Genomic DNA, 7,717 nt, shown 5'->3' with positions numbered 1-7,717 from the left:
CGCATCAAACGGTGTAAACAAACCCCCCCCCCCCCCCCCCGCGAAAACCTACCGCTGCAGCACCAGCGCAACCGTATCCGGATCAGTATGCCGCCCGAGCAGATTAAGCAGCCCCGCGAGATTCTCGCGCGCTTCCGGCGCGGCCTTCGCCGTCCCTTCGAACGACGTCGATTCCTGCGACGCCGTCCCGTGCCCGTCGAGCAGCAGCGGCCCCTTGACCGTCGAAAGGTCGATCGTCGCCGACGCGCCCTCTGCCTGCATCGCCACCCGATACGACCCGAGCGGCTTCACGCGCGACACCCGCGAGCCGATGTCGTCGAGCGTCACGACCAGTTGACCATACGTATTGCGCCCGAGCACGCGCCAGTCGGTCCACGCGAGCCGCACGTTGCCGTCGATATCGAGCGTGTTGAACGGCGCGCCGAGCCCCGCGAGGAGCGTCGCCGGCACCGCGATCGCACCCGCCGACATCGTCGATCCGCGCAGCGAAGCGTCGACCATGACGGCATCGGGCATCGCTTCGGTCTGGCGCATCGTCATGCGCACACGGCCGGTCAGGAGCGGCAAGAACGCCGTCGTCCACTCGACGCGGCCCGGCAAGAGCGTCGCGCCGCTGCCGTCCGAGCTGGCGGCGAGCATCAGCGTGGCCGATCCACGCCACAGCGACCCGGCCGGATCAACGAGATTCACGTGACCGGCGGTTACGCGCGTGAACTGCGGCACGATCCACGCGGCGGGCAACATCACCATCAACGTGATGAAAACGGACAAACCCGCCACGATCAGCGGCGGCAACGCGGCGCGCGTTCGGCGCATCCAGTAGCTCATCTTACTTCGCCCCCGCCGGCTGCAGCGACGCCGTCAGATCCACCTGCCCATCGGGCTTGAGCGCCTGAATGTGCGCCTCCGACACCTGCACCTTCAACTGCTTGCGCACGTCGTCGAGCCACATCGTCCACATCGGGAACGACGCGTTCTTCAACTGCACCTGCACCGCCGCGCCGATCACCTGCACCTGCACGGGCGGCATGTTGTTGTCGGCGAGCGACTTCGAGATCGCTTCCTTCAGCGCCGCGCCCGTCGGCGCCACGCCCTCGGCCGTCCCCGCGAGAGAACGCGCCTCGTTCGCCTGCGCGGTCATCTGCGCGAGCTGGCGCTGCATCGCCGGCAGGGTGTCACGCAAGCGCGCCCGCCCCTCGTAAGCCGGCGCCCACAACACCAGATACACGATCGCGATCCCCAGCGCGAGGCCGCCCCACATCAACAGCGTCTTTTCGCGCTGCGTCCGGCCGTCCCAGAATTCGCTCCAGATATCGCCGATTTGCTTTTTCACTGGCCGCTCCTGATCGTCCACTTGCCGGTGTTGCTGTCGATTCCGCCCGTGAGGCCGTTCGCGGCGAGGCGCTTCGGCAAGTCGGCATCGACCTTGGTTTCCGGCTTGAAAGTCACTTCCAGCTTCCGATCCCGATAATCCAGCCCCGCGATACCGTTCACCGGCACCGGGCCGAGCGAGCGCGCGAGGCCATCGGCGAGTGACAGGAAGTCCGACGGCGACAATTCGCCCGCCGCTACCCGCAGGCGTTCGAGCTGGCGCGACATCTGGTCGGGCGCATCGAGCACGACGGTGGTTTTCGGGAACGCGTTGAGGAGCGTCTCGGTCATCTGCGCCTGGATCGCGTCGCGCTGACGGGCGAGCTGCAGCCACTGCGCGTTCACGCCGATGATCGACACGACGACCGCCGCCGCCACGAACGCGATCGGCAGGCGCAGGCGCCGCATCGTCGCGCGGTCGAGGCGCCACGGCTGCGCGGCGAATTCGAACTGGCACAGGTCGAAGCCGCTCGCGAGCGCGTTCTGCGCGAGTTTCTCGAAAGTGAGCGGCTGCGCGCCCTTGAAAACGCTCGCGGCTGCGGCGAGGCGCGGTTCGTCGCCGGGGACGTCGGCGAGTGCGTAGAGCGCGCCGGGACGGTTGCCCGCGAGCGCGGTCAACGTCGGCATGACGGCATCGGCGGGAAGCGCCAGACCTTCGCCGAGCGCCGAGCGCTCGCCGCGCGCGATCGCGATCTCGACGAGCGGCGCGGACGGCGCCACCGCCACGGGTGCCACCGGCGCCACGACTTCGCCGATCAGCGCAGGCGCAGTCGACACGACGCGCCCGAGCACGGCCGCGGTGAACGGCGTCGGCGCGAGCGGCTCGTCGTCGGCGATCGCGGCGGCGACTTCGGCCGCTTCCGCCTCGCTGACGGCGGCGGCCATCGGCAGGCAGCGCATCGCCGGAACGGCCTTCACGTTGCGATGCCCCGCCGCCGCGAACGCGCTCAGCACGAAGCGGAACCAGCCGCGATCGATCACCGCGAGCACGCGCCGGCCGCCCGCGAGCGTCGCCGGATCGACGGCGATGTGGCATGTCTGCGGGTCCTGGATCAGTTGATCCTCGACGACGTTCGGCAGCGCCTGCCGCAGCTTCTGGCCCTTCAACGGCGGCACGGCGGCGGCAAGCATCAGCAAATCGCGCGCGGCGACGATCAGCACCGTCGCGTTGGCGCGCGGCAGGATACCGAGCGAGGCGCGGCCGGCGCGCTGCGTCGTGCCGCGCTTGTCGACGAGCAAAAACGGCATCTCCGGCAGTTGCCACTCTTCCGAGCGCACCGCCGGATCGCGCGGCGGGAGTAGGACGATCAGTGTGCTCAAAGGCCGCTCTCTCTCATCATGGGTCGGTCTGTCATGCTCTCAGGAAAGCTCTCAGGGCTGGTCGCGAACATAGACGATACGCGTCGTATGCGTCCCCAGATCGCGATAAATCAGCGTCGTGCGGTCCACTTGCGCGCGTTCGTGCTCGACGCGCCCGTGGATGAAAAAATACTTCGTGGTGACGTCGAGCAGGTTCGGATCGATCGACGCCGTCTTGACGCCCGCGCCCGTCAGCGCGAGCTGGACGTTGCCGACGTCGTGGAAAAACACCGTCTCGCGGCGCGCGACGAACGCCTGCGCCTGCGACAGATTCATGCCCGGCACCACCGCCGCCACGACTTCGGGGGTCGCCGTGTTCATGTTGACGGAGGTGGTCGTCGGCAGCACGGTCACGAACGGGCGCAGGCGCTCGATGGCTTCCGGCGTGAAACCCGGCACGTCGAGCAGCGAATCGACGCTGATCACCTGCAGCGGCGCGACCGGCGAATTGCTGTCGGCGTCCTTCAGGCCCGGGTCGTCGGTGAAATTGCCGCCGCTGGTGCCCCCGCCCTGCGCGATCGCGGCCATCGTGGATTGCGTCGTGTTCGTCGTGTTCGTCGTGTTCGTCGCGTTCGTCGACGATTGCGTCTGAAAACGCGTCGCCGATTGCGCGAGGCCCGCGCGGATCTGCAGCGCCGTCGTCTTCGCGAGCGAGCCGTTCAGCCCGAGCAGCGCGAGCAGCCGCTGGAACGACGCGATCTGCTCGACGTTGATCGTGAGCACGCCGGGCGTCGGCGTCGAAACCAGATTGCGCAGGTTAAATTTAGCCTGCGCATCCTCGATCGATCCCGACAGAAACGTCTGCGCGCCCTGCTGCGAGCGCACTTCACCGATCTGCCCGAGGAAATCCGAGAGCCGCGTCTTCGCGATCGGCACGCCCCATACGCCGCCAAGATACGTGACGGTCGGCGACGTATCGGCTTCCGAGCGCAGGATGAGCCGCGTCCAGTCGAGCGCACTGCGCGAAATCCAGTTCGCCTGCGCGAGCAACCGCTGGTTCTCGATGCGGCGAATCTGCACTTCCTGCCGCCACAGCATGCCCGACACGAGAATCGCCGACAGCGCGACGACCAGCAACGCGCTGATGATCGCGACGCCGCGTTCCCTTTCCTTCTTGAATCTCCTAGGTGCCCGCATCGTCATTCTCCGACCAGGAATACGCGCGTGATCGGCAACTGCAGATTTTTCGCGCCGACCGCGACCTGAAGTCCCGTGACGGCACGCACGAGCGGTGCGTCGCCGAGTTGCGGCACTTTCAGGTTGTTGTCATTTTCCGTGATCTTCGACGCAACTTCGCGCATCTGCGAGGTCCACCCGTCCGGCTGGATATAGACGCGCGTCGCGAACGACGCTACGCCGCCCATCAATGGCACCGCGCTCCAGCCATCCGAAGCGTCGCCCGCCGAGAGCGCGCGCCTCACTTCGCCGACGTTCGAGAGCGGCGGCGACGCGAAGCGCACGATTCGCCCGTCGGTCATCCGGTAGCGCACCACTTGCAGACGCGGCGCCGTACCCGGCTGAAACATCCCGCGCACGATTTGCAAACCATTCCCGCCGATCGAAATCGCCGGCTGGCCTGCCTGATCGTCGGTAGCGGCCTGACGCGCGTCGATACGCATCTGGTCGAAAAGCTGCGCGAGGACGCGCTCGTCCTCCATCGCGTTCGTGATGGTCGTGCGGCCGCGGATCACCTGATCGAGCCCGCGCCACGACAGCACCGCGATCACCGCGAGAATCGCGATCGCGATCAGCATCTCGATCAGCGTGAAGCCGTTGCGGCGGCGGCGGAACACGCCGCGCCGCTCAGAGCGAACGGTTGGTTTCATTCGCCACCACCGTGACCATCTGCGCGAGATTGCCGGGACGTCCCGGCGTCGCGACCAGTATCTCGACCTTGCGGAAAATCGGATTCGGCGTGCGCGTCACGCGCTGCGTGCAGAGCAACTTGAGATTGCCCTGCGAGCAATCGAAATTACGCGAGCCGATTTCGGGCCACGTATGCGACAGCCGAAGCTGCGCGAGCGCGTTGTCGGCGCTCCACCCGGCGAGCAGCCGCCGATGCAGATCCGCCTCGCCGCTCGCGAGCGCGCCGACCGCCCGCAGCGACGCCGCGAGCGCCACCGCGATGATTGCGAGCGCGACCAGCACTTCGATCATCGTGAAGCCATCGGCGCGGGCGGAGGTCTGGCGGAGCGCTTGCATCAGCGCACCTGATAGCGGCCGTTGCCGGTGCCGTAGACGGTGGCGCGGCCGGCGGGCGACACGAGCGTGACTTCCATCGGCGCATCGATCGCTTCGGTGCCGAAGATCAGTCGCCCGACGGATTTGTCCGTGCCGGAGAACTGGATCGTCACGCCCGTTACGCCGCCTTCCCAGCGGCGCGCGCGAAAGAGATCGTCGCGCAGGGGACGCCAGCCGTCGTCGGTGCGCACGTCGAAGCGAAAGCCGCCGTCGAGCGGCTGCCACGCGATCGGCCGCGCGCGCACTTGCGCTTCGTCGCCGGCGGATTCGAAAAGGAGCGCCAGGCGCTGCGCTTCCTCGTTGAGATCGGTGCGCGGATTGCGTGTGAGTTGCAGCGAAGCGAGCGACACCAGAATCCCCGCGATCACCAGCACGATCAGCATTTCCAGGAGCGTGAAGCCAGCCTGAGCCTGCGCTCCGGCGTGCCGGAGCGCTCTGGCTGTCACGCGGATGGTAGTCGCTCTCTCACTCACGCTCGTCCTGGCTTACTGCCACGAACCGACGTCGGCGTCGTTGCCTTCGCCGCCCGCCTTGCTGTCGGCGCCGTAGCTGAACACGTCAATTTCGCCGTGCACGCCCGGATTCAGATACTGATACTGGCCGCCCCACGGATCGTTCGGCAGGCGTTCCAGATAGCCACCGTCCTTCCAGTTGTTCGGCACCGGCTCGCTCGTCGGCTTTTCGATCAGCGCGCGCAGGCCCTGCTCCTGCGTCGGATAGCGGCCGTTATCGAGGCGATACAGCTTCATCGCCTGCATGATCGTGCCGATGTCCTGCCGGGCCGCGACTCGCCGTGCCTCGTCCGGACGGCTCATGATCTTCGGCACGATCAGCGCGGCGAGAATGCCGAGAATCGCGATCACCACCATGATTTCGATCAACGTGAACCCGCGTTGGCGGCGTGCCTGCGCCGTCGAAAGTTCCATGCGGCGTTTCGTCCACATTTGCATGACTACTACCTCGTTTCGATGAAGATGTTGTTCGTTCGATGGGCGCCCGATGCGCCTCTGAAAAACCCGCACCATTTTGAGACGCGCGGGCAGGAAAACATTCTATAGGTCCGGGTGGCAGGGGCTTTCACTTCGCTTCCGCCTTCCCTTGACTGGCATCCGGTCAACGCACATAAATCGTTGGGCCGGGCGCGTTTTGCGGAAGAAAAACCTCGGATTTCGAGCCTTTGCGGTCGATGATGATCGAGCGCGCGCGAACTTCCGAAATCTTTACGCCGTCCGCGAGCGGCCCGCCGAGCGAAATCGCGCGCGCCGGCTCGCCGCCATAGCTGACGATCGCCGCCGCTCCGCGTTGCAGCGCCAGGATGCCGAATAGATGCACGTCCTGGTTGGACTGCTGCTGGAGCTGACCGCCGAAAATCATCGCCGCCTGTTCGACCGACGGCTTTCTCCCGGCCTCCGCGGCGGGCAGCGGCGCGGTCTGGCGCGAGGTCAGCGTGACGATCCAGTACGTCAGCGTCACACAGAAAAGCGCGAGCGCGGCGAGCGTAAGAAGGCGGGTTTGCAGGGCGTTCATTACTGCACCATGTTGTTCAGTTCGATGATCGGCAGCATCACCGCGAGCACGATCACCAGCACGACGCCGCCCATCGCCAGGATCAGCAGCGGTTCGAGCAGGCTCGTCAGGAACATCGTGCGCCGTTCGAGTTCGCGCGCTTCGCCTTCGGAGGCGCGGTCGAGCATCGTCGTGACGTCGCCGGTCGCTTCGCCCGAGCGGATCAAATGCACGAGCACCGGCGGAAACGTCTTCGTGTTGCCAAGCGCGCGCGACAGCGACGTGCCCTCGCGCACGCGGACGATCGCATCGTCCACGTTTTCGCGCATCGCCGTGTTGCTGAGCGTTTCGCCGGCCGCCTGCAACGCGCGCAGGATCGGCACGCCGGCGGCGGTCAGGATCGCGAGCGTGCTGGCGAAACGCACCGTGTTATACCCGCGCACGAGCTTGCCGACGAGCGGCGCAGTGAGCAGCCACCGGTCGAACGCCATGCGCGGGCCGGGGCGCGAGAGAATGCTTTTCACGATCCACGCGAACAGCAGCACGCCGATCAGCACCGCCCACCAGTAGCTGCGCACGAACCCGGAGAGCGCCATCATCATGACGGTCAGCACCGGCAGCGCCTGCTTCGTGCTCGCGAACACGTTCACGACCTGCGGCACCACGTAGCTCAACAGGAACGTGACGATGCCGAATGCGATCAGCGTGACGATCGCTGGATAGGTGAACGCGAGAATGATCTTTTGCTTCAACGCGTTGCGCTGCTCAATGTAATCGGCGAGACGCGAGAGCACGAGACCGAGCTTGCCGGTATGTTCGCCCGCCGCGACCAGCGCGCGGTAGATCTCCGGAAAGTCTTTCGGATGCTGCGCGAGCGCGTTCGCGAACGAATGGCCGCCGAGCACTTCCGCGCGGATCGCCGCCATCAGCTCGCGAATGTAGTCGCGCTCCGATTGTTCGGTCAGCACCGCGAGTGTTTCGCCGAGCGGCAAACCCGCGATCAACAGGCTCGCGAGCTGGCGCGTCAGAATCGCCTGCTCGCGCTGCGAGAGGCGCCGTCCGAGCGACAGCCGCTGCTGGCGCTCGCCGCGCGTGCGGCTGCCCGCCGGTTCGACGACGAGCGGCGTCAGCCCTTGCGTGCGCAACTGGCCGCGCGCGGCGCGGGCACTGTCGGCATCGAGGACGCCTTTTTGCGTCTTGCCCGCCTGGTCGATCGCTTCGAAACGGAACGCCGGCATCG

10 protein-coding genes are annotated in these 7,717 nt (G+C 66.7%); all 10 read right to left on the bottom strand.

Translation table 11 applies throughout. The annotated features are described in order from the left end of the window. Positions 1–48: 48 nt before the first annotated feature. A complete protein-coding gene (locus AWB65_RS29630) occupies positions 49–828 on the bottom strand; it encodes a type II secretion system protein N (RefSeq protein WP_087670509.1) in 780 nt (259 codons plus the stop codon). 1 nt (position 829) lies between these two features. Then, on the bottom strand, positions 830–1,333 hold the full coding sequence (locus AWB65_RS29625) for a type II secretion system protein M (protein ID WP_087670508.1): 504 nt from the start codon (positions 1,331–1,333) through the stop codon (positions 830–832). After that, on the bottom strand, positions 1,330–2,691 hold the full coding sequence (gene gspL, locus AWB65_RS29620) for a type II secretion system protein GspL (protein WP_087670507.1): 1,362 nt from the start codon (positions 2,689–2,691) through the stop codon (positions 1,330–1,332). Before gspL ends, AWB65_RS29625 begins: the two co-directional genes overlap by 4 nt. Before the next feature lie 51 nt (positions 2,692–2,742). Next, entirely contained in the window at positions 2,743–3,873 is a 1,131-nt protein-coding gene (gene gspK / locus AWB65_RS29615; protein ID WP_087670506.1) for a type II secretion system minor pseudopilin GspK, read from the bottom strand. After that, positions 3,870–4,556, bottom strand: a complete 687-nt coding sequence (locus tag AWB65_RS29610) for a prepilin-type N-terminal cleavage/methylation domain-containing protein (RefSeq protein WP_087670505.1) — start codon at positions 4,554–4,556, stop codon at positions 3,870–3,872. The genes gspK and AWB65_RS29610 overlap by 4 nt, the downstream gene beginning before the upstream one ends. Further along, positions 4,534–4,932, bottom strand: coding sequence for a type II secretion system minor pseudopilin GspI (gene gspI, locus AWB65_RS29605; RefSeq protein WP_087670504.1), 399 nt, complete (start codon positions 4,930–4,932; stop codon positions 4,534–4,536). Before gspI ends, AWB65_RS29610 begins: the two co-directional genes overlap by 23 nt. Further along, positions 4,932–5,417, bottom strand: coding sequence for a GspH/FimT family pseudopilin (locus tag AWB65_RS29600; protein ID WP_268808268.1), 486 nt, complete (start codon positions 5,415–5,417; stop codon positions 4,932–4,934). The genes gspI and AWB65_RS29600 overlap by 1 nt, the downstream gene beginning before the upstream one ends. Positions 5,418–5,456: 39 nt before the next feature. After that, on the bottom strand, positions 5,457–5,921 hold the full coding sequence (gene gspG, locus AWB65_RS29595) for a type II secretion system major pseudopilin GspG (protein ID WP_087670502.1): 465 nt from the start codon (positions 5,919–5,921) through the stop codon (positions 5,457–5,459). Between the two features lie 163 nt (positions 5,922–6,084). Then, positions 6,085–6,498, bottom strand: coding sequence for a general secretion pathway protein GspC (locus AWB65_RS29590; protein WP_087670501.1), 414 nt, complete (start codon positions 6,496–6,498; stop codon positions 6,085–6,087). Further along, positions 6,498–7,715, bottom strand: coding sequence for a type II secretion system inner membrane protein GspF (gspF, locus tag AWB65_RS29585; protein ID WP_087656827.1), 1,218 nt, complete (start codon positions 7,713–7,715; stop codon positions 6,498–6,500). The genes AWB65_RS29590 and gspF overlap by 1 nt, the downstream gene beginning before the upstream one ends. Positions 7,716–7,717: the final 2 nt, after the last annotated feature.

The sequence above is a fragment of the Caballeronia humi genome (assembly GCF_001544475.1).
Taxonomy (GTDB): domain Bacteria; phylum Pseudomonadota; class Gammaproteobacteria; order Burkholderiales; family Burkholderiaceae; genus Caballeronia; species Caballeronia humi.
The sequence above is the reverse complement of the archived record's forward strand: the minus strand, read 5'-3'. Positions and strand labels throughout refer to the sequence as shown.

Coding starts and splice junctions, on each gene's coding strand:
- AWB65_RS29610 (WP_087670505.1), bottom strand. CDS start 4,556: ATGAAACCAACCGTTCGCTCTGAGCGGCGCGGCGTGTTCCGCCGCCGC.
- gspI (WP_087670504.1), bottom strand. CDS start 4,932: ATGCAAGCGCTCCGCCAGACCTCCGCCCGCGCCGATGGCTTCACGATG.
- AWB65_RS29590 (WP_087670501.1), bottom strand. CDS start 6,498: ATGAACGCCCTGCAAACCCGCCTTCTTACGCTCGCCGCGCTCGCGCTT.
- gspK (WP_087670506.1), bottom strand. CDS start 3,873: ATGACGATGCGGGCACCTAGGAGATTCAAGAAGGAAAGGGAACGCGGC.
- gspF (WP_087656827.1), bottom strand. CDS start 7,715: ATGCCGGCGTTCCGTTTCGAAGCGATCGACCAGGCGGGCAAGACGCAA.
- AWB65_RS29630 (WP_087670509.1), bottom strand. CDS start 828: ATGAGCTACTGGATGCGCCGAACGCGCGCCGCGTTGCCGCCGCTGATC.
- gspG (WP_087670502.1), bottom strand. CDS start 5,921: ATGCAAATGTGGACGAAACGCCGCATGGAACTTTCGACGGCGCAGGCA.